The 18,549-nt window shown below is 68.6% G+C and carries 21 protein-coding genes; 13 read left to right on the forward strand and 8 right to left on the reverse strand.

The window, feature by feature from the left end; all coding sequences use genetic code 11:
* Positions 1-128: 128 nt before the first annotated feature.
* Together OH802_RS19350 and OH802_RS19355 are read left to right on the forward strand one after the other, a co-directional pair.
* Positions 129-1,157, forward strand: coding sequence for a zinc-dependent alcohol dehydrogenase family protein (locus OH802_RS19350; RefSeq protein WP_406021145.1), 1,029 nt, complete (start codon positions 129-131; stop codon positions 1,155-1,157).
* 57 nt (positions 1,158-1,214) lie between these two features.
* On the forward strand, positions 1,215-1,718 hold the full coding sequence (locus OH802_RS19355) for a GNAT family N-acetyltransferase (RefSeq protein ID WP_406021147.1): 504 nt from the start codon (positions 1,215-1,217) through the stop codon (positions 1,716-1,718).
* On the opposite strand, the gene OH802_RS19360 is transcribed toward OH802_RS19355, so the two are convergent.
* Both OH802_RS19360 and OH802_RS19365 read right to left on the reverse strand, forming a co-directional pair.
* Complete coding sequence (locus tag OH802_RS19360; protein WP_406021149.1) at positions 1,715-2,608, reverse strand: transglycosylase SLT domain-containing protein; 894 nt, start codon at positions 2,606-2,608, stop codon at positions 1,715-1,717. The genes OH802_RS19355 and OH802_RS19360 overlap by 4 nt on opposite strands.
* Positions 2,609-2,633: 25 nt before the next feature.
* Positions 2,634-3,332, reverse strand: coding sequence for an alpha/beta fold hydrolase (locus OH802_RS19365; RefSeq protein ID WP_406021151.1), 699 nt, complete (start codon positions 3,330-3,332; stop codon positions 2,634-2,636).
* Between the two features lie 725 nt (positions 3,333-4,057).
* On the opposite strand from OH802_RS19365, the gene OH802_RS19370 reads away from it, so the two are divergent.
* The 5 genes from OH802_RS19370 (at position 4,058) to OH802_RS19390 (ending at position 7,709) form a co-directional block, all read left to right on the forward strand.
* Complete coding sequence (locus OH802_RS19370) at positions 4,058-5,080, forward strand: LLM class flavin-dependent oxidoreductase (protein ID WP_406021153.1); 1,023 nt, start codon at positions 4,058-4,060, stop codon at positions 5,078-5,080.
* 119 nt (positions 5,081-5,199) lie between these two features.
* On the forward strand, positions 5,200-5,697 hold the full coding sequence (locus OH802_RS19375) for a DUF4919 domain-containing protein (protein ID WP_355019965.1): 498 nt from the start codon (positions 5,200-5,202) through the stop codon (positions 5,695-5,697).
* A gap of 7 nt (positions 5,698-5,704) precedes the next feature.
* Positions 5,705-6,481 (forward strand): SDR family oxidoreductase, encoded by a 777-nt coding sequence (locus tag OH802_RS19380; protein ID WP_406021155.1) that lies wholly within the window; start codon positions 5,705-5,707, stop codon positions 6,479-6,481.
* Between the two features lie 92 nt (positions 6,482-6,573).
* On the forward strand, positions 6,574-6,870 hold the full coding sequence (locus OH802_RS19385) for a hypothetical protein (RefSeq protein ID WP_406021157.1): 297 nt from the start codon (positions 6,574-6,576) through the stop codon (positions 6,868-6,870).
* Between the two features lie 47 nt (positions 6,871-6,917).
* Positions 6,918-7,709, forward strand: coding sequence for a class I SAM-dependent methyltransferase (locus OH802_RS19390; protein ID WP_406021159.1), 792 nt, complete (start codon positions 6,918-6,920; stop codon positions 7,707-7,709).
* 16 nt (positions 7,710-7,725) lie between these two features.
* Here the strand turns inward: OH802_RS19390 and OH802_RS19395 are convergent, their stop codons facing one another.
* The 5 genes from OH802_RS19395 to OH802_RS19415 form a co-directional block, all read right to left on the reverse strand.
* Positions 7,726-8,406: a methionine ABC transporter permease gene (locus OH802_RS19395; protein ID WP_406021161.1), complete on the reverse strand. Its 681-nt coding sequence runs from the start codon at positions 8,404-8,406 to the stop codon at positions 7,726-7,728.
* Positions 8,406-9,452: a methionine ABC transporter ATP-binding protein gene (locus OH802_RS19400; protein WP_406021163.1), complete on the reverse strand. Its 1,047-nt coding sequence runs from the start codon at positions 9,450-9,452 to the stop codon at positions 8,406-8,408. The genes OH802_RS19395 and OH802_RS19400 overlap by 1 nt, the downstream gene beginning before the upstream one ends.
* Positions 9,449-10,387, reverse strand: coding sequence for a MetQ/NlpA family ABC transporter substrate-binding protein (locus tag OH802_RS19405; protein ID WP_406021166.1), 939 nt, complete (start codon positions 10,385-10,387; stop codon positions 9,449-9,451). The genes OH802_RS19400 and OH802_RS19405 overlap by 4 nt, the downstream gene beginning before the upstream one ends.
* A 149-nt stretch (positions 10,388-10,536) precedes the next feature.
* Entirely contained in the window at positions 10,537-11,370 is an 834-nt protein-coding gene (locus OH802_RS19410) for an ABC transporter permease (RefSeq protein WP_406021168.1), read from the reverse strand.
* Positions 11,371-11,393: 23 nt separating this feature from the next.
* Positions 11,394-12,302: an ABC transporter ATP-binding protein gene (locus OH802_RS19415; RefSeq protein WP_406021170.1), complete on the reverse strand. Its 909-nt coding sequence runs from the start codon at positions 12,300-12,302 to the stop codon at positions 11,394-11,396.
* Positions 12,303-12,434: 132 nt separating this feature from the next.
* Between OH802_RS19415 and OH802_RS19420 the strand changes: the two genes are divergently transcribed.
* Both OH802_RS19420 and OH802_RS19425 read left to right on the forward strand, forming a co-directional pair.
* The gene (locus OH802_RS19420) at positions 12,435-13,619 is read left to right on the forward strand and encodes a sensor histidine kinase (protein WP_406021172.1); all 1,185 of its coding nucleotides are present in this window, start codon (positions 12,435-12,437) and stop codon (positions 13,617-13,619) included.
* Positions 13,616-14,287 carry a response regulator gene (locus OH802_RS19425; RefSeq protein WP_406021174.1) on the forward strand — a complete coding sequence of 224 codons (672 nt, stop codon included), beginning with the start codon at positions 13,616-13,618 and terminating at the stop codon, positions 14,285-14,287. The genes OH802_RS19420 and OH802_RS19425 overlap by 4 nt, the downstream gene beginning before the upstream one ends.
* Here OH802_RS19425 and OH802_RS19430 read toward each other — a convergent pair.
* A complete protein-coding gene (locus tag OH802_RS19430; RefSeq protein WP_406021176.1) occupies positions 14,284-14,454 on the reverse strand; it encodes a hypothetical protein in 171 nt (56 codons plus the stop codon). The genes OH802_RS19425 and OH802_RS19430 overlap by 4 nt on opposite strands.
* Positions 14,455-14,582: 128 nt before the next feature.
* Between OH802_RS19430 and OH802_RS19435 the strand changes: the two genes are divergently transcribed.
* The 4 genes from OH802_RS19435 to OH802_RS19450 all read left to right on the forward strand — a co-directional run bounded on the left by OH802_RS19435 (position 14,583) and on the right by OH802_RS19450 (position 18,547).
* Positions 14,583-15,059, forward strand: coding sequence for a helix-turn-helix transcriptional regulator (locus OH802_RS19435; protein ID WP_406021178.1), 477 nt, complete (start codon positions 14,583-14,585; stop codon positions 15,057-15,059).
* 5 nt (positions 15,060-15,064) lie between these two features.
* Complete coding sequence (locus OH802_RS19440) at positions 15,065-15,487, forward strand: VOC family protein (protein ID WP_355021447.1); 423 nt, start codon at positions 15,065-15,067, stop codon at positions 15,485-15,487.
* Between the two features lie 49 nt (positions 15,488-15,536).
* Entirely contained in the window at positions 15,537-17,897 is a 2,361-nt protein-coding gene (locus OH802_RS19445; RefSeq protein WP_406021180.1) for an ATP-binding cassette domain-containing protein, read from the forward strand.
* A 125-nt stretch (positions 17,898-18,022) separates the two neighbouring features.
* The gene (locus OH802_RS19450) at positions 18,023-18,547 is read left to right on the forward strand and encodes a DUF6069 family protein (RefSeq protein ID WP_406021182.1); all 525 of its coding nucleotides are present in this window, start codon (positions 18,023-18,025) and stop codon (positions 18,545-18,547) included.
* The last annotated feature ends 2 nt before the right edge of the window (positions 18,548-18,549 follow it).

Here is an 18,549-nt window from a genome sequence, read left to right on the forward strand (position 1 = left end):
GTAACTCATATATGAGATAAGCCTGGATTCCCCGCGAAGTGTCGGCGTTTCGTTTCAGGTCTGTTGCTCCGGAGCCCGCGAGGGCCACCATGTGCAACATCTCGTACGCCGGGTGACAGGATGCCACCATGCGCGCGACGACTATCCATGGGGTGGGCGACATCCGCTTCACCCAGGTACCCGATCCTGCTCTTACGAAGCCCACGGACGCAATCGTGAAGGTCGTGGGCTCCTGCATCTGCGGCTCCGATCTGTGGAACTACCGCGGCTCCAACGGCGACATCGAGGAGCCGCGCACCATCGGCCACGAGTGCATCGGCGTGATCGAGGAGGTCGGTGCCGACGTACGCGACTTCAGGGTCGGCGACTTCGTGATCGTCCCCTTCGACCACTGCGACAACACCTGCCCGCACTGCCTGGCCGGAGTCCAGTCGGTCTGTGAGAACCTCGGGTTCACGGTCAGCGGACAGAGCGAGTACGCCCTGGTAAACCAGGCCGACGGCTCGCTGGTCAAGCTCGACGAGACGCCGGACCCGTCGATGTACCCCGACCTGCTGGCGCTCACCGACGTGATGGCCACCGGCTGGCACGCCGCGGTCATGTCCGGCCTCGGCAACGGAGCCAAGGGCGGCACCGCGGTCGTGGTCGGCGACGGCGCGGTCGGTCTGTGCGGCGTGCTGGCTGCTGCCCAGCTCGGCGCCGAGCGGGTGGTGGCGATGTCGCGCCACGAGGCCCGCCAGGAGATCGCCAAGAAGTTCGGCGCCACCGACATCGTCGCGGCCCGCGGCAAGGAGGGCGAGGCGGCCGTACGCGAGCTCACCGGCGGCATCGGCGCCGACTACGTCCTGGAGTGCGTGGGCACCGACCAGTCCTTCAAGACGGCCTCCAAGGTGGCTCGCCCGGGTGCGACCGTCGGGTTCGTCGGCGTCCCGCACGACGTCAACCTTCCGGTCAACGCGCTCTTCCGCACCAACGTCGGCCTCAAGGGCGGAATGGCGCCGGTACGCCGCTACCTCCCCGACCTCCTGCGCCTGACGCTGGAGGGCACGATCAACCCCGGTCTGGTCTTCGACAAGGCGCTGCCGTTCTCCGAAGCCGCCGAGGGCTACCGCCTCATGGATGAGCGGCTCGCGACCAAGGTCCAGCTCACCTACTGATCCACGCTGATCCCGGGCGGGGGATCGGCCGAGCGCCTCATCTGAGAGACTCGACCGATGCCCCGCACCGACACCATGCGCCTGCGCCCGCTGTCACCGGGCGACGAACACGTCTTCGCCGACTGGGCACACGATGAGGAGTTCCGGGTGGCCAACGGCTGGCCGGAGCGCGACCGTGACGGTCACCTCCGCCACTGGCGCCGGTTGATCGATGCCCCGCCGCCCGAACTGATCAGGCTCGCGGTCGAGCTCGACGAGGAGGTCGTCGGCTACGCCGATCTCCACGGCCTGGCCCCCGACACCCGCGAGCTCGGTCTCGCCATCGGCCCCAGCTCGCGGTGGGGCCATGGTCTCGGTCAGCGAGCCATCAAGACCGCGCTCACCTACGGCTTCTCCGTCCTCGACCTGACCCGGATCTGGGCCGAGACGCACGAGACCAACACCCGCGCCAAGAAGCTCTTCGACGCGACCGGCTTCATCGAGACCGGCCGCCACGGCTCCGACACCTACCGCGGCGAGGACGTCAGCCTCGTCCAGTACGCCGTCGAGCGCCCCTACTAGTCGCCGATGCGTACGGGCTTCTTCTGGGGGTAGCCCTCGGGGAGGAGCATGGTGCCGTCCTGGTGGCGGTAGAGCACCTGCCAGTGCCAGTACAGGTCGTACGCAGCGGGGGACCGCTTCATCTGCTCGGCGTAGGCCCTGACGGCCGCCACGTAGCGGTCTGAGTGGTTGTAGGACCACAGGGCGCCGGCCATGTCGCCGGGAGCGCCGTTGTTGGCGAGCATGCGGCCGGCGGCCATGATCGCGTCGGCGGGGTCGTTGATGTCGCCGCCGGCGCCGTACTGGGCGAAGGTCGAGGGCAGGAACTGCATCGGGCCCTGGGCGCCCGCGGTGCTGGTGCCGCGGATGCGACCCATCCGGGTCTCGACCAGATGGACGGCGGCGAGGTACTCCCACGGCGTCCCGGTCTCCTGCTGCGCCGTGCGGTAGAGCGGGCGCAGATCGTTCGGCGTCGGCGGTGTCAGGATCCTCCAGTCCGGGAGCTCGGGCTGAGGGTCGGTCATCACCATGAGCTCGCGCGCCGCGGTGATGTCTGACTCGAGCTGGGCGCGGTCGGCGCGGCCCAGCGCACCCAGCACGTCGTCGGCCTTCGCCTTCGACCCGCGGGCGAGGTCGCGGGCGGTCGTCTGCTCGAACAGCGCGGCGTCGCGTACGTCCTCGGCTCCTGGCTCTCCAGCGGCGACCGTCGCCATCGCCTGGGTGAGGCGGTCTGCCAGTGGCACCGACGCGTCGTCCAGAGGGACCGTCGTCGGTGACGGGACTGGCGTCGAGGACGGGGCGCGCGATGATGCCGACGGGCTGCCGGCCGGATCCGAGGTCGGCTCACCGCCACAGCCGGCGACGAGCGCCAGGGCTGTGACGGTGGTCAGGGCAGCGAGCCGAGTGCGCACGCGATCGACGCTACCCGACGGCCGCCTAGGCGCCGCTGCGGCCGACGCTCTGCCCGATGATGGCCGCGAGCTCGGCCGGCTTGGTCAGCTGCGGCCAGTGTCCAGTGGGCAGGTCGACGAAGGTCGCGTCCTTGTGCTTCGGGATGGCGGCGACCGACTCGGTGCCCTCAGCGATCCACCCCTTCAGATCGGCTGCGGTGTATTCGGGGCAGACGAACACTGCCGGGACCGAGTAGCGACGTTCGTCGCTGAGCTCGAACGGCTCGGAGGTGAGGCTGGCGGGGGAGGGCCGCAGCAGCGCCTCGAAGGTGGCGCGGTCCAGGTCGCGTACGTCGGCCTCGTCGAACTCCTCCCACGGCACCGGCGGCAGGTCGGCGCCGTCGGTGGGGAAGTTCTTGGCCGGGATCATGCCCGGCTCGGCCGGCCAGCCGCCGACGTAGACCACGGCGGCGACCTTGTCGACGCGAGCATCGAGGGCGGCGCCAGCCACCGCGCAGCCCATCGAGTGGCCGACGAGGATCACCGGCGCAGCCGACTCGTCGATGGCCGCCACCACTGCGGCGACCTGGTCAGCGACATGCACGTCGGATCGGTCCGTCTCGGCCGACTCGAGGCCGGGCAGGGTGAGCGGCCGCGGAGTGTGGCCGGCGTCGGTCAGATGGGGGACGACGAGGTCCCATGAGGAGGCGTCCAGCCAGAGGCCGGGTACGAGAACGATGTCCATGAATCGATCCTCCACCTGGTTGCGGACGATCTACTTCCGCCACCGAGCCGTCTTTGAGATTTCCGGCTTTCGAACAAAAGAACGGTGACCACCGCGACTGCGGTGGTCACCGTTTCTGGACGCCCGAGACAGCTGACGCCAGTGGTTCAGCGAGCGCCGGCGACCTCCAGTAGCTCCGCTACCTCGTGGGCGCGGCAGTCGCAGTCGGAGTCGCACGGCAAGAAGCGGTGACGTGCGTGACCGCAGTCGCGGCACGGCATGTCGTGAGAAAGCGTGAAGCTCTGCACCTCAACGGTGTCCCACATAATTAATTCATCCCCCAGAGAATGTTGGTCGGTCTTTATCGGTGAAGCTGCCTGATATGTAACACGATAATCCGCGAGTTCGGAAGAGCTCGGACAACACGCCGAGACATTGTTTTCCCTGGTCAGTCGACCGATATGATTATTCGGTCGACCGATAGATAAACTCATAAGGGGCTGCTGTTGATGCCGTGTGGACGTCCGCTTTACCGGGCGCACGAACGTGCTCCTGCGTGTTGATGGAATGAGAACAGAACGCAGAACTGCAGGTCACCACCGACAAGCTGGTGTCAGTTCGGAGCCGATTCCGGAGTGCAGAACAGTCAGAGGCGAAGGTCCCAGCCGCCCTGGGCCACCCGACCCGGTCGTCGTCTGCGGCCGCTCTGAGGGAATCCTGGCGGACTGTTGAGAGTTCTACTAGTCGTGAAGAACATCGGATTCTTGTCTTTCGGCCACTGGACACCGTCGCCCTACTCGCAGACGCAGTCGGCACGCGACGCGCTGATCCAGGGGATCGAGCTCGCGGTCGCCGCAGAGGAGCTGGGGGTCGACGGTGCGTACTTCCGGGTTCACCACTTCGCCCGCCAGTACGCCTCGCCCTTCCCGCTGCTGTCCGCGGTCGGCGCCCGCACCTCGAAGATCGAGATCGGCACCGGTGTCATCGACATGCGCTACGAGAACCCGCTCTACATGGCCGAGGACTCGGCGGCCGCCGACCTGATCTCCGGCGAGCGCCTGCAGCTCGGGATCAGCCGCGGCTCACCCGAGCAGGTCATCGAAGGCTGGCGCTACTTCGGCTACGACCCCGGCGAGAACGCCTCCGAGGCAGACATGGCCCGTGCTCACACCGAGACGTACCTCAAGATCATCGAGGGGGCGCAGTTCGCCGAGCCCAACCCGCGGCCGATGTTCCCCAACCCGCCGGGCAAGCTCAGGGTCGAGCCCTACTCCGAGACGCTGCGCGACCGGATCTGGTGGGGTTCGAGCTCGCTGGCGACCGCGCGCTGGGCCGCGGGGCTCGGCATGAACCTGCAGAGCTCGACCCTCAAGAACGACGAGAACGGCAAGCCGTTCCACATCCAGCAGCGCGAGCAGATCGAGGCCTACCGCGAAGCCTGGAAGGAGGCTGGACACGAGCGTGAGCCGCGCGTCTCGGTCTCGCGCTCCATCTTCGCCCTCGTCAACGACGAGGACCGGCGCTACTTCGGCCTCGACCGGCAGACCAAGGACCAGATCGGCAACATCGACGACCAGACCCGCGCGATCTTCGGACGCTCGTACGCCGCCGAGCCCGACGTCCTGGTCGATGAGCTCGCCGAGGACGAGGCGATCCAGGCCGCGGACACCCTGCTGCTCACGGTGCCGAACCAGCTCGGCGTCGACTACAACGCGCATGCCCTGGAGAGCATCCTGACCCACGTAGCCCCTGACCTGGGCTGGCGGTAGAAACCTGTGGACCGCGCAACTTCCGGGTCACAAAAGGGCGCATAATCGTTGTCAACCGCCCCACGTAGCCGCGCTATTGGCTACCGTGCACGGCGACCGTTATTCAAGGGGGACCCCTGTTGGCTACGTACGCTGAGCTGCTTGACGTCTATCTTCGCGAACCGAGCCCGGAGTCGCTGAGAGCCCTGCGGGAGGCGATCCTCGAGGCTCCGAACTTCCGGCCCGATCTCGAGATCACCGAGATGATCGCTCCGATGATGTCGGTCGGTGACTACGCCGGCGCGATCGCCGCCGTCCACGGGCTGATGCCCGGCGCGATCTTCAGCCCGTCGGCCCACGCCGCCCTCGCCGACGCTCAGCGCGGCCTCGGCAACCTCGAGCAGGCCCAACGCGAGTCGATCCTGGCCCAGTCAGCGCTCGACAGCATCATCAGCACCGGAGAGGGCACCGAGTCCGAGCCGTGGTCGGTGCTGCGGACCAGCGACGCCTACGACGTGGTGCTGGCCTCGGGCAAGACGCCGCGTTCACAGGTCGCGGTCGGCAAGCTCGACCGGATCGTGTGCACCGACTCGACGGTCTGGTTCTTCGACACCAGCAACGACTTCGCCAGGGCCTGACCGCGGCGTGCCGAGATCCGTACTGATCACCGGCGCGGCCGCCGGCATCGGCCGGGCGACCGCGCTGCGTTTCGCCCGTGAGGGATGGCTGGTCGGCGCCTACGACATCGACCTCGGTGGCCTGGCATCGCTGGCGACCGACGTCGAGCCGCTCGCCGGGGAGCTGGTCACCGGAACCCTCGACGTACGTGACGCCGTGTCCTGGCAGACCGCCTTGGACGGCTTCGTCGCCGTGAGCGGCGGCAGCCTCGACGTACTCGTCAACAACGCCGGCATCATCCAGATCGGCAAGTTCGCCGACCTGCCGCTGGACCGGCAACAGGCGATCATCGACGTCAACGTCAAGGGCTTGGTGAACGGCTGCCACCTCGCGCGCCCGTTCCTGCGGCCCGGCTCCCACGTCGTCAACCTCGCCTCCGCCTCGGCCATCTACGGCCAGCCGGGCATGGCGATCTACTCCGCCACCAAGTTCGCCGTACGCGGCCTCTCCGAGGCCCTCGACCTGGAGTGGTCCGGCGACGGGATCACGGTGACGGCTCTGTGGCCGCTCTTCGCCGACACCTCCATGGTGTGGGGTCATGACTTCCCGGCGCTGCGGCGGCTCAAGGTCTCGCTCACTCCCGACGACGTCGCGGAGTCTGTCTACGCCGCCGCGACCAGCGGCCACGGCCTCCTCGGTGGAGTCCATCGCGGCGTCGGCACCAAGGCGCGCGTCCTGCTCGGCCTCTCCGGAGTCACCCCGAGCTGGGCCAACCGGGTGTTCAACCGGCTGATCTCGACCTGATCGACGCCTCCTGATTGTTCACCGGGTTGTTGCCGGTAGGGACGGTGTGCGTCGGGTTCCTGACGGGCCCGGCGCGCACGCTCGGGAGCATGATGAGTCGCACCTTGCGGATTCTGCTCGCCGGGATGGTTGCCGTCGTACTCGCCTCCGCGGCGCTGAGCGCGGCTACGGCCGACGAGCCCCGGGCCTCCGACCAGGAGCAGGTCGTGTTCGACCGTCACGAGGTCCCGCCCGAGGATGCGCGGCCGGGCGGTGGCGCGGCGCCCTTCGAGACCGGCGTGGTCATCGTGCTCAACACGCTGCTCCTCGGCGGGCTCCTGGGCGGGATGCTCTGGGCCCGACGGCGGCTCGGCTGCGCCGACTCGACACTCCAGCGCGTGTCCGTATAGTGATATTTACGTCTCACCTTTCGGGATTCTACGCGTAGAGTCGATGCATGTCGACCTACACCCATGGCCACCACGAGTCGGTCCTGCGCTCGCACAGGTGGCGTACGGCGGAGAACTCCGCTGCGTACCTGCTGCCCCGGCTGAGCCCTGAGCAGCGGCTGCTCGACGTGGGTGCCGGACCGGGGACCATCACGCTCGATCTCGCTGGCCGGGTCGCTCACGTGACCGCCACGGAGATCGGGGAGCCCGAGCTCGAGCTCTCCCGGCAGTCCGCCGAGGCCGGGGGAGTCACGAACGTCGACTTCCGGGTCGAGGACGTGCACGCACTGAGCATCGAGGACGATACGTACGACGTGGTTCACGCCCATCAGGTGCTGCAGCACGTGAAGGACCCGGTGCAGGCGCTGCGGGAGATGCGACGGGTGACGAAGCCCGGAGGCATCGTGGCGGCACGGGACAGCGACTACGCGGCCTTCGTCTGGTGGCCGGAGTCGGCCGAGCTGGCCGAGTGGCTGCGCCTCTACCGTCATGCCGCGCGGGCCAACGGCGGTGAGCCCGACGCCGGGCGCCGGCTGGTCTCCTGGGCGCGCGCGGCCGGGTTCGACGACATCGAGGCCACCTCGAGCACCTGGTGCTTCTCCACCCCCGAGGACCGGGCCTGGTGGGGCGGGATGTGGGCCGACCGGTTCACCGACTCGGCGGTCGCTCGCCAGCTCGTCGACTCCGGAGACGCCACGACCGCCGACCTCGCCCGGGTCGCGGACGGGTGGCGGTCGTGGGCTGAGGCGGAGGACGGTTGGTTCTCCGTCCTCCACGGCGAGATCCTGGCTCGCGCCTGAGGGTCGTGGCCGAGCCTCAGCGGCGCAGGATCCGCGCCGAGAGCGTGTTGCCGAGCAGCTGGATGACCTGCACGAGCGCGACCAGGATGAGCACGCAGACCCAGGTGACGGTCGGGTCGTACTGCCGGTAGCCGAAGGTCTGGGCGAAGCTGCCCAGACCGCCACCCGCGATCAGGCCGGCGACGGCCGACATGTCGACGACCGCCACGAAGGCGAAGGTGAAGCCGAGGATGATCGGCGCCAGCGCCTCGGGAAGGACGATGGTGGCGGCGATCCGGGCACGGCTCGCACCCATCGCCCGGGCAGCCTCGATCACTCCCGGCGGGACGGTCACGAGGTTCTGCTCGATGATCCGGGCGATGCCGAACATCGCGGCGAGGATCAGCGAGAACACCACCGCCGGCATGCCGATACCGGTGCCGACGACCAGCCGCGCCGCCGGTTGGACGGCGGCGATGAAGATGATGAACGGGATCGGCCGGAAGAAGTTGACCAGGACGTTGAGGACGACCGAGACGACGGCGTTCTCGTACAGCCCACCCTTGCGGGTCAGGTAGAGGCCGAGCGCGAGCAGCAGACCCAGGGTGCCGCCGATCAGCATCGTCAGCGCGACCATGAGCAGCGTCTCGCCGGTGGCCTGCCAGATGTCCGGCCACAGCTCGCCGAGGCGGGTGTCGGTGGGGAGAGCGGTCAGCATCACACCTCCTTGGTGGTGACGAGGGCGGCCAGCTCGCGTACGGCCTCGTCGACCGAGGTCGCAGGACCGTCGAGGGCAAGCGTCAGGTTGCCGAAGGTGGCGCCCTGGATCTCCTCGATGCCGCCGAAGACGAGCTCGAAGGCAATCCCGCGCTCGAGGAGGACCGAGAAGATGTCAGTCTGGCGGGGCCCGCCCTCGCGCAGCTCGACCTTCACGAACCGGCCGGGATGGCGGGACCGTAGCGCCGCCAGCGCCTCGGGGGCGGGCTCGTCGTCGACGACAGTGCCGACGAAGCGCCGGGTCACCGGCTGTCGCGGCGCCGAGAAGACGTCGTAGACGGCTCCGGACTCGACCACGCGCCCGTTCTCCATGACCGCGACGTGGTCGGCGAGCTCGCGTACGACCTCCATCTCGTGCGTGATCGCCACGATCGTGGTGCCGAACTCCTCGTTGACCTTCTTCAGAAGGCGCAGCACCTCGTGGGTGGTCTCCGGGTCGAGTGCGCTGGTGGCCTCGTCGGCAAGCAGCAGGGAGGGGTTGGTCGTGAGCGCGCGGGCGATGCCCACGCGCTGCTTCTGTCCGCCCGAGAGGTTGCGCGGGTAGGTGTGGGCCTTGTCGGGGAGCCCGACGAAGTGGAGCAGCTCGGAGATCCGGCGCTGCTGCTCGTCCTTGGCGATGCCGGCGATCTGCAGCGGGTAGGCCAGGTTGCCCCAGACCGTACGCGACTCGAAGAGGTTGAACTGCTGGAAGATCATCCCGATGCCGAGGCGGATCGGCCGCAGCTGCCGCTCGTGCAGGCCGACCAGCTCGGTGCCACCGACCTGGATGGAGCCCGAGGTAGCCGGTTCGAGGCCGTTGAGCAGCCGGACCAGGGTGGACTTGCCGGCCCCGGAGTAGCCGACGATCGCCTGTACGTCACCGGCGGCGATGTCGAGGTCGACGTCGACCACGGCGTGGACCTCGTTGCGCCCCTTCGCCGCCGGGTAGGTCTTGGTGACGTTGCGGAGCCGCACCAGCGGCTCCGCAACGGTGGCCGAGTGCGTCACTGACGCTCCTCGACCTGCTTCTCGGTGTCATCGAGCGACTTCTGCAGGTCCTCGACCGGGATCTTCACCAGCTCGGCGGTGTTGCCGGAGGTCTCGTAGACCCCCTGCTGTACGTCCTCGTTGGTCTGGAAGATCTCGACGAGCTTCTTGTAGGTCGCGTTGTCCTTGTCCTCGGCGCGTACGGCGAAGATGTTGACGTAGGGGAGCGCCTTCGGGTCGGAGGGGTCGTCGGTCGCGAGCGCGTCCTCGAACTTCAGGCCGGCGTCCTCGACGAAGTCGTTGTTGATGATCGCCGCGGCGACGTCGGGGAGCGAGGAGGCGGTGATCGAGGCCTGGACCGCCCGGACCTTCACCTTGGACGCTGCCGTGTCGACCTCCTTGATGGTGCTGAACGGGGTGCCACCGTCGGTCAGCTCGATCAGGCCCTTGGACTGCAGCAGCACCAGGCCGCGGGCCTGGTTGGTCTCGTCGTCGGGGACGATCACGGTCTCGCCGGCCTTGATGTCGTCGAGCGAGGTGTACTTCGAGGAGTAGAGACCCAGGGGATAGGTCGCGGTCGAGCCGAGCGCCACCAGGTCGTCGTCGTTCTGGACGTTGTAGTCGGCCAGGAAGATGATGTGCTGGAACTGGTTGAGGTCGAGCTCGCCCTCCGACAGCGCCGGGTTGGGCTGGTTGTAGTCACCGAAGTTCTTGACCTCGAGGTCGATGCCCTCCTCGCGAGCGGCATCCTGGAACGTCTTCCAGTAGGGGTCGTCGGCGCCGACGACGCCGATGGTGACCTTGGTCAGCTCGCTGCCGGCGTCGTCGTCGCGGGTGAGGAAGAAGGCGAGGCCGCCGATCACGATGGCGGCGGCGACGACGATCCCGATGATCAGCGGGAGCTTGGACTTGGGAGCCTCGATGAGCGGGGTGGGCTCAGGCGTGCTTGAGGACACGGGTGGGAACCTCTTCTGGATGTCGAAAGTGCTGAGACAACGCGGTTGTTGTCCACAAACACAGTAGACTTAACGAAGATCACACTCGCGTACGCGGCCACACCCCGAGATCATGTCAACGACATGCCTCGAGGTGTGTTAAGCGCCGTTCACGCGAGGTCGCGTCGCCTCATCACGACCACCGCCGCGGCCGCGGCGACCAGGACGTACGCCGCCACGGTGATCAGCGCCCGCTCGCCGGAGATCGCGTCGAGGACGCCCGGGGTGCCGTTGGGTCCGCCGATGATCGCGCCGGCCAACGAGCCTCCGGCGGTGCCCGGAAGGGCGTCGGTGACGGTCTCGATGCCGGGGAGCAGGCTGCCGACGCCGCGGAGCAGGTTCTCCACCACCAGCGACCAGACCAGGCCCAGTCCGACGGCGAGCGCCGGCCCCTTGGCGAGCACGCCGACGAGGAACCCGAGCAGCGCCCACATCTCCAGCACCAGGAACCCGGAGCCGAAGGACTGCGCCAGGTCGCTCAGGGCCGGCATGGTGATCGACTGGCCCTCGGTCGCCGCGATCGCCACCGAGACGCCCGCGCACAGAGCCAGGGTCGCGGTCATCATCGCGAAGATGAAGATCGTCACCGCGGTCAGTGAGCCGCCGACGGCGGCGAACCGGCTCGGCCCCTGGGTGAAGACGGTCTTCCAGGTGCCCCACCCGAACCCGTTGCCGGCCACCAGCGCACCGACCACCATCGCCAGGGCCCCGCCGAACATCGGCAGGCCGCTGACGATGACGTCCGGGATCGCGCTCGGCATCAGCTCGGCCAGCAGCTGGGCGTTGCTGGCACCGTCGCCGGCGAAGTTGTCGTCGCCGGTCTTGTATGCGACGTAGTTGAAGACGTACCCGAAGGAGAGCGACAGCGCCAGCCAGGCCCCGACGATCACCCAGATCGCCGACCACTTGCGAAGTCGCAGCAGCTCAGCGGAGGTGCTGTTCATCCAGCTTCTTGCATTCAGCGCATTCATGACACGAGCTCCTTGTTGCTGGTCATCTCAAAGAAGACGTCCTCCAGGGAACGCTCCGCGACGGTGACCTCGTGGACATCGATGGAGTGGGCGACCAGCTGACGTACGACGTCGGGAGCCGCGGTGACGGGCAGGTCGACCTCGAGCGTCTCGTTGCCGATGCGGCGTACGCCCTCGTCGCCGGCCATCCGCATCAGAGCCGCCAGGGCGGCGTCCTCGGGGGTGGCCCGGACGCGTAGGGTCGCGCCACCGCGCAGGTCGGCGACGGTCGACTCGCGCAGCAGACGGCCGTTGTCGATCACGCCGACGCGATCGCAGATCTCCTGCACCTCCGCGAGGATGTGGCTGGAGAGGATCACCGTCTGACCGGCCTCGGCGAGCGCGACGACCAGGGCCCGCATGTCGGCCATGCCGGCCGGGTCGAGCCCGTTGGTGGGCTCGTCGAGCACCAGCAGGTCCGGTGAGCCGAGCATCGCGGCGGCGACGCCGAGGCGCTGCTTCATCCCCAGCGAGTAGCCCTTGAAGGCGTCCTTCGCCCGGTCCGCGAGGTCGACCATCTCGAGCACCCGGTCGACCTCGGTGTTCGGCAGCCCCTGGTAGCGGGCCATCGTGCGCAGGTTGTCGCGGCCGTTCAGGTAGGGGTAGAAGCCGGGGCCCTCGATCAGGGCGCCGATGCGGGCAGTGACCTCGGGTCGTCCGGCGGGACGGCCCAGGACGCTGGCCGATCCGGCGGTGGGCCGGATCAGGCCGAGCATCATCCGCAAGGTGGTCGTCTTGCCGGCCCCGTTGGGGCCGAGGAAGCCGTACACCTCGCCACGCATGACGGTCATGCTGACCCGGTCTACAGCGAGCCTGTCGCCGTACCGCTTGGTCAGCCCGTCGGTCTCAACCACTCGTTCGTTCATGCCTCTCACGCTCTCGTGACCGCCCCTGGGTCGCATCGGCGTCGGCGATGCTCCCGGTTACGCAGATCTGCGTAGGCGGCTGGCCGCATTTGTCGTACGCCTCGCGCGGCCGCGCGAACTAGGGTCGGGTCCATGTCCCGGATCCGTCGCCACTGGCTGCCGTGGCTGGTCGTCGTGGTGGAGCTGGTCGGCTCGCTGGGCAGCAACGCCCGCACCGACACCCGCGGGCCGGCCCTCCTCGGGGCACTGCTCGCCCTCGTCGCCGTCCTCCCGGTGCTCCTGCAGCGGCCCCGCGGCTGGATGCTCGCGGTCAGCGGGCTGTGCGCCGGGGCCTACTTCACCGCGGGCTATGCCGAGGGACCGATCTTCATGGCGGTGCCCGTGGTCACCTTCGCGGTGGCACTGGCGCTGCCGCCGCGACGCTGGATCGGGTGGGCGGCCGTTGCCGCGACGCTGGTCGCGACCGGGATGGTGCTGAACCCCGAGAGCCCTCAGTTCGACGGCGGTCCCGGACGAGGGCCCTGGGGACAGGGTGGCGGCCCGGAGGGTGACCTCTCGCTGTGGCAGGCCTTCGGGCAGGTGGCGCTCATCGCCGCCTGCGGTGCGATCGCGAGCGCGCTGCGCTCACGCAACGAGGCCCGGGCCCAACGGCAGCGGCGGGTGGTCAGCGAGGAGCGGGTGCGGATGGCCGCCGACCTGCACGACGGCGTCGGTCACGGGCTCGCGGTGATCGCGATGCAGGCCGGTGCCGCGCTGCACGTCCTCGACCGCGATCCCGGGGCGGCCCGCCGCAACCTGGAGGCGATCCGTGCCGAGAGCAAGGAGTCGCTCGACCTGCTGCGCCGGCAGCTGGCCCGGCTGACCGACACCGAGACCGGCGCCGGTTCGGCCCCGCGGGCACCGGAGCACGGGCTCGCCGACCTGCCTGCTCTCGTCGAGCGGGTGCGCACCGGGGGACTGGAGGTCTCGCTCCGCCTCGAGGTGGATTCGGCGTCGGCCGAGGCCGAGCGGGCCGCGTACGCCGTGGTCCAGGAGGGGCTCACCAACGTGCTGCGGCATGCCGGAGCGACGCGAGCCGAGGTGGCGATCGTCTCGACCCCCGCGGCCGAGATGGTCGTGACAGTCGACGACGACGGGCGGGGATCGGACATGTTGAGCGGGGAAAGGCGTCCTGGGATGGGAATTGAGGGAATGCGGTCGCGCGTGGAGGCACTTGGGGGCACCCTAGAGGCGGGGCCGGAGGTACGGGGCTTCCGGCTGCGGGCTTCCCTCCCGCTTTCAGGGTCCTCGGCGGGTGGCGCGGAGGGGCTGGCATGAGCATCACCGATCACACGCTGATCAGGGTTGCTCTGGTCGATGACCAGCCCCTCGTGCGCATGGGCCTGGCGACGATGATCGGCGCCGAACCCGACCTGGAGGTCGTCGGCGAGGCCTCCGACGGCAGCGCGGCGCTGCCGATGCTGCGCCGCACCCACCCCGACGTGGTCCTGTGCGACATCCGGATGCCGGTCCTCGACGGCCTCGGCCTGCTGGAGCAGGTCACCCGCGACCCCTCGTTGAAGGACGTACGGGTGGTGATGCTGACGACCTTCGAGCTCGATGAGTACGTCTTCGAGGCGCTGCGGCTGGGAGCGAGCGGGTTCCTGCTCAAGGACGCCGAGCCGGTCGCGCTTCTGGACGCGATCCGGGTGGTCGCTGACGGTGGTTCGCTGCTCGCGCCGACGGTGACCAAGCGGGTGATCGAGGAGTTCGGCTCGTCACGCCGGGCGGCGAACCCGCATCCTCGTCTGGGGGATCTGACCGAGCGTGAGCGGGAGATGGTCGCCTGGGTGGCCACCGGCCGCTCCAACGCCGAGATCGCCGCCGAGCTCGTGGTCAGCCCCGACACGGTCCGTACGCACGTCTCGCGTGCGATGGTGAAGCTGCATGCCCGTGATCGCGCCCAGCTCGTCGTCTTCGCGATCGAGTCGGGCCTGAAGGTCTAGGCCGCCAGCGGGACGCTGCCCGGCATCACGACGGGCGCACAGCCGCAGGTCTCGCTGCAGGCGAGGTAGGTGTGCACCTCGTGGCCGCACCGCGGGCACGGCAGGAAGTGCGACATCGGGAAGCTGCGTACGTTGGTGTTCTCTGAGTGCTGAGCTGTGTCCCACATGACTTTCTCCTATCCGCGTTTTGTTCCTTCACCTACTCCACGAATGGCAGCACGTGTTTTCGACATCGTCGGCTCGACGAGTTCTGGCTTCCCCAAAATGGGCTGCCTCGAAATGCGAAGATCCTGTGGTGACGACGAAGGCCAGTGGTGGGCAGAGCCAGGAGCAGCGCCTGCGCGACCTCAAGCTGCTGCGCAAGGTCAAGGACCGCATCGACAGGGAGTACGCGCAGCCCCTGGACGTGGAGGCTCTCGCCGCTGGCGTACACATGTCGGCCGGCCATCTGAGCAGGGAGTTCCGCAAGGCCTACGGCGAGCCGCCCTACTCCTACCTGATGACCCGCCGGGTGGAGCGGGCCATGACCCTGCTGCGGCGCGGCGACCTCAGCGTCACCGACATCTGCTTCGCGGTCGGCTTCGGGTCGCTGGGGACGTTCTCGACCCGGTTCAGCGAGCTCGTCGGGATGTCGCCGAGCCTCTACCGCGAGAAGGCCACCGAGGGTGGCGGCGGGATCCCACCGTGCGTCTCCAAACAGGTCACCCGGCCGATCCGGCGCAGTTCGATCAGGAATGAAGAAGCGAAGGTGCCGGACCCCTACATAGGTTGAGGTCCATGGACATCAACATCTGCCACAGCTACCTTCCGCACACCGACCCCGAGGCCTCGCTGAGGTTCTACCGCGACCTGCTGGGATTCGAGGTGAGGAAGGACGTCGGGTACGAGGCGATGCGCTGGCTCACGATCGGGCCGCCGGCGCAGCCCGCCGTGAGCGTCGTGCTCTACCCGCCGCTGGCCGACCCGAACATCAGCGAGGAGGAGGGCCGGGTCATCCAGGAGATGATGGCCAAGGGCACCTTCGCCAGCCTGATGCTCTCCTCCACCGACGTCGACGCCGCGTTCGAGAAGATCCAGGCCGGTATCGAGGCCAGCGGCGGCGAGATCATGTCGGAGCCGACCGACCAGGACTGGGGGATGCGGGACTGCTCCTTCCGTGATCCGGCCGGCAACACCATCCGGCTGCAGCAGGTCAAGTGAGTCGGAAATGTGCAGGCCTGGATTCACGCCTCCGACTAGCCTGATCGCCATGACCGACCCCGGCTCGAACGAGCACAGCGCAGACACTCACGACCTGATCCGAGTCCAGGGGGCACGGCAGAACAACCTCAAGGACGTCTCGGTCGAGATCCCCAAGCGCCGGCTCTCGGTGTTCACCGGGGTGTCGGGGTCAGGGAAGTCGTCGCTGGTCTTCGGCACGATCGCGGCGGAGTCGCGGCGGCTGATCGACGAGACGTACTCGACCTTCATCCAGGGGTTCATGCCCAGCCTGCCGCGACCCGAGGTCGACGCGATGGAGGGGCTGACCACCGCCATCCTGGTCGACCAGGAGCGGCTCGGCGCCAACCCGCGCTCGACGCTCGGCACGGTCACCGACGCCTACGCGATGCTCCGCAGTCTGTTCAGCCGGCTCGGCGACCCCTATATCGGCGGTCCGACCGCGTTCTCCTTCAACATCCCGACCACCCGCGCGAGCGGGGTGATGACCGGGCCCAAGGGCGAGAAGACGATCGTCAAGGACGCGGTCTACCTCGGCGGCATGTGTGCCGAGTGCGAGGGCCGCGGGACGATCTCCGATCTCGACCTGACGGTCATCATCGACGAGTCGAAGTCGCTGGTCGACGGGGCGATCCTGGTGCCCGGCTACACCGCCGACGGGTGGATGGTGGCCGCCTACAAGGTCGTCGTGCCGCCGGACGTCCCGGTCAAGGACCTCACCGAGGAGCAGCGCCACGACCTGCTCTACGCCGAGCCGCGCAAGATCAAGCTCGAGGGCATCAACGCGACCTACGAGGGCCTGATCCCGAAGATCCGCAAGTCGATGTTCAGCAAGGACGTCGAGGCGCTGCAGCCCCACATCAAGAAGTTCGTGGAGGCGGCGGCGGTCTTCCAGCCGTGCCCGGCCTGCGGTGGGACCCGGCTCAACGAGTCGGCGCTCTCCTCGAAGATCCGCGGCAAGTCGATCGCGGACGTGTGCGCCATGCAGGTCACCGACGCCGCAGAGTGGCTCAGGACGATCGACGATCCCGGGGTGGCGCCGCTGGTCGCCGGGCTGCTGCATCTGTTCGACTCGTTCGTCGAGATCGGTCTCGGGTATCTCTCCCTCGACCGGCCGTCGGGCACCCTGAGCGGCGGTGAGGCGCAGCGTACGAAGATGGTCCGTCACCTCGGCTCCGCGCTGACCGACGTGACCTATGTCTTCGACGAGCCCACCGTCGGGCTGCACCCGCACGACATCCAGCGGATGAACAAGCTGCTCCTCGACCTGCGCGACAAGGGCAACACCGTGCTGGTCGTCGAGCACAAGCCGGAGACCATCGCGATCGCCGACCACGTCGTCGACCTCGGTCCGGGGGCCGGCAGCGACGGCGGCACGATCTGCTTCGAGGGGACCTTCGAGGGGCTCGCCGAGGCCGACACCCTGACCGGGCGCCACCTCGGGCACCGCGCGTCGCTGAAGGAGTCGGTCCGGGTTCCGAAGGGGCACCTGGAGATCCGCGGGGCGACCTCCCACAACCTGCGCAACGTCGACGTGGACGTGCCGCTCGGTGTGCTCACGGTCGTCACCGGCGTGGCCGGTTCCGGGAAGTCGTCGCTCATCCACGGTTCCATCCCCGCCAGCGCCGACGTGGAGTTCGTCGACCAGAGCGCGATCAAGGGATCGCGGCGCAGCAACCCGGCGACGTACACCGGACTTCTCGAGCCGATCCGCAAGGCGTTCGCGAAGGTCAACGGGGTCAAGCCGGCGCTCTTCTCGGCCAACTCCGAGGGCGCGTGCCCGACCTGCAAGGGCAACGGGATGATCTACACCGAGCTCGGGTTCATGGAGACGGTCGCCTCGCCCTGTGAGGACTGCGGCGGCAAGCGGTTCCAGGCGCTGGTGCTCGAATACCGTCTCGGCGGGCTCAACATCGCCGAGGTGCTCGACCTCTCGGTCGCCAAGGCGCACGCCTTCTTCTCCGAGGGCGAGTCGAAGGTGCCCGCGGCCGCCAAGATCCTCGAGCGGATGTCCGACGTCGGCCTCGGCTACCTCAAGCTCGGCCAGCCGCTCAACACCCTCTCCGGCGGCGAGCGGCAGCGGATCAAGCTGGCCATGCATCTGGGGGAGAAGGGCGGGACGTACGTTCTGGACGAGCCGACCACCGGTCTCCACCTCGCCGACGTCGACAACCTGCTGGCGCTGCTCGACAAGCTGGTCGACGCCGGCAAGTCGGTGATCGTGATCGAGCACCACCAGGCGGTCATGGCTCACGCCGACTGGATCATCGACCTCGGCCCGGGTGCCGGTCACGACGGAGGTCTCGTCGTCTTCGAAGGTACGCCCGCCGAGCTCGTCGCCAAGAAGTCGACGCTCACCGGCGAGCACCTGGCGGCGTACGTCGGGGCCTGAGGCCTAGCAGCTGGACGGGTTCGGGTGGCGGGAATCACGCCTGTTTGAGGGCATCTGGATGCGGTCGACCGTGAGCGGTGCGCTTAGTGTGCGTTGGTTGCAGCATCAACGAAGGAGCAGCCGCGATGACCCTCTACGTTCCCGAGCACAGGCGTACGCCCGGGCAGTCCGAGCACACCGCTTGGACCCGTCCGGCCCAGCCGGCGGTGGAGATGACTCCGGTGCGGGAGCGGCCGGCGCCGGTATGGCCACGCGGGCTGGTGGCCACCGCCATCGCCGCGGTCGCCACCAGCCTGATGGCCGTGACCGCCAAGGCGACCGGGGTCGACTTCGGCAGCAGCGTGGGGGACGTACCGCTCTCGGCGTTCCCGATGCTCACCGTCTACTGCTCGCTGATCGGCATCATCATCGCCGAGGTGATGATCCGGGTGGCCACGATGCCCCGCTCGACCTTCCAGATCACCATGATCGTGCTCACCGGGCTCTCGCTGGTCCCCGACGTGCTGCCGTTCCTCGAGTTCGATCTGGCCTTCGTCGGGGTCCTGTGCCTGACCCACATCGTCGCCGCCGCGATCGTGGTCCCCATGATCGCCGGGCGGATGGAGGAGCGCCGCGGCCTCGGGCTGCCCGCTCCCGCTCATCGCCGATAGCG

This window comes from Nocardioides sp. NBC_00850 (assembly GCF_045207335.1).
Taxonomy (GTDB): Bacteria; Actinomycetota; Actinomycetes; order Propionibacteriales; family Nocardioidaceae; genus Nocardioides.

Bases quoted from the DNA above. Each gene is read 5' to 3' on its own strand.
- OH802_RS19350 (WP_406021145.1), top strand. From the start codon at position 129: ATGCGCGCGACGACTATCCATGGGGTGGGCGACATCCGCTTCACCCAG.
- OH802_RS19355 (WP_406021147.1), top strand. From the start codon at position 1,215: ATGCCCCGCACCGACACCATGCGCCTGCGCCCGCTGTCACCGGGCGAC.
- OH802_RS19365 (WP_406021151.1), bottom strand. From the start codon at position 3,332: ATGGACATCGTTCTCGTACCCGGCCTCTGGCTGGACGCCTCCTCATGG.
- OH802_RS19385 (WP_406021157.1), top strand. From the start codon at position 6,574: ATGAGTCGCACCTTGCGGATTCTGCTCGCCGGGATGGTTGCCGTCGTA.
- OH802_RS19390 (WP_406021159.1), top strand. From the start codon at position 6,918: ATGTCGACCTACACCCATGGCCACCACGAGTCGGTCCTGCGCTCGCAC.
- OH802_RS19395 (WP_406021161.1), bottom strand. From the start codon at position 8,406: ATGCTGACCGCTCTCCCCACCGACACCCGCCTCGGCGAGCTGTGGCCG.
- OH802_RS19410 (WP_406021168.1), bottom strand. From the start codon at position 11,370: ATGAACAGCACCTCCGCTGAGCTGCTGCGACTTCGCAAGTGGTCGGCG.
- OH802_RS19415 (WP_406021170.1), bottom strand. From the start codon at position 12,302: ATGAACGAACGAGTGGTTGAGACCGACGGGCTGACCAAGCGGTACGGC.
- OH802_RS19420 (WP_406021172.1), top strand. From the start codon at position 12,435: ATGTCCCGGATCCGTCGCCACTGGCTGCCGTGGCTGGTCGTCGTGGTG.
- OH802_RS19425 (WP_406021174.1), top strand. From the start codon at position 13,616: ATGAGCATCACCGATCACACGCTGATCAGGGTTGCTCTGGTCGATGAC.
- OH802_RS19430 (WP_406021176.1), bottom strand. From the start codon at position 14,454: ATGTGGGACACAGCTCAGCACTCAGAGAACACCAACGTACGCAGCTTC.
- OH802_RS19440 (WP_355021447.1), top strand. From the start codon at position 15,065: ATGGACATCAACATCTGCCACAGCTACCTTCCGCACACCGACCCCGAG.
- OH802_RS19445 (WP_406021180.1), top strand. From the start codon at position 15,537: ATGACCGACCCCGGCTCGAACGAGCACAGCGCAGACACTCACGACCTG.
- OH802_RS19450 (WP_406021182.1), top strand. From the start codon at position 18,023: ATGACCCTCTACGTTCCCGAGCACAGGCGTACGCCCGGGCAGTCCGAG.